Source organism: Thiocystis violacea (assembly GCF_016583565.1).
In the GTDB taxonomy this organism is placed as follows: Bacteria; Pseudomonadota; Gammaproteobacteria; order Chromatiales; family Chromatiaceae; genus Thiorhodococcus; species Thiorhodococcus violaceus_A.
In genome coordinates this window covers 1-782 of the sequence record NZ_NRRF01000233.1, presented here as the reverse complement: position 1 = coordinate 782, position 782 = coordinate 1, and the positions used below count along the sequence as shown (strand labels likewise).

Below are 782 nucleotides of genomic sequence, written 5' to 3'. Positions count from 1 at the left end.
GAGACCCGCACGAGCGAGGACTTCGCCGCGTATCTCGCCGCACTGCTCGCCCAGCGTCCAGCCCATACCCCGTGGCATCTGGTCATGGACAACCTCAACATCCATTGCTCCGAGGCGGTTGTGCGCCTCATCGCCGAGGCCATCGGTTTCGAGGGCGACCTCGGCGTGAAGGAGCGCTACGGCATCCTCAAATCCATGGCCACGCGCACCGCGTTCCTCAGCGATCCGAGCCATCGCATCGTCTTTCACTTCACCCCCAAGCACGCCTCGTGGCTCAATCAGATCGAGATGTGGTTCTCGATCCTGGCGCGCAAAGTCCTGCGCCGTGGCAACTTCACCTCCATCGACGACCTTCAGAAACGCATCAGCGATTTCATCGACTTCTTCAATCGCACGTTGGCCAAGCCCTTCCGCTGGACCTATGAGGGAAAGCCGCTCGCAGCATGAATGATTAAACAGTCTCGGGATTTCCACTCTGTTGCACTAGGGAGTTCAATCTGTCCGGTTTTGAGCCTGTTCTGCTCACACACTTTTTGTCCGGCCGGGAAACGCCATCATGCCCTTAATAATCAATATTTTATCGAGCATGGCGAGGGGCTTTTCGTCACAGAAATGCGGGATCAAAAAGTGCGTGAAAAAGGCTAGATTGAACACCCTAGTGGTCTAGAGTGAAAGTCCTAATACTGTTTCTGGGCGATCGATGGCATCCTACTCATCTGTCTTGAGTTTCGCCGATGAGTTGATGACACGATGCCACGCTGCACCCCGATTCCCGTTTCCCT

1 protein-coding gene is annotated in these 782 nt (G+C 55.5%); it reads left to right on the top strand.

Annotated elements, in window-relative coordinates; translation table 11 throughout:
• The coding region (locus CKO23_RS24960) for a transposase (RefSeq protein WP_200336132.1) at positions 1–447 on the top strand (447 nt) is incomplete at its 5' end.
• Between the last annotated feature and the right edge of the window lie 335 nt (positions 448–782).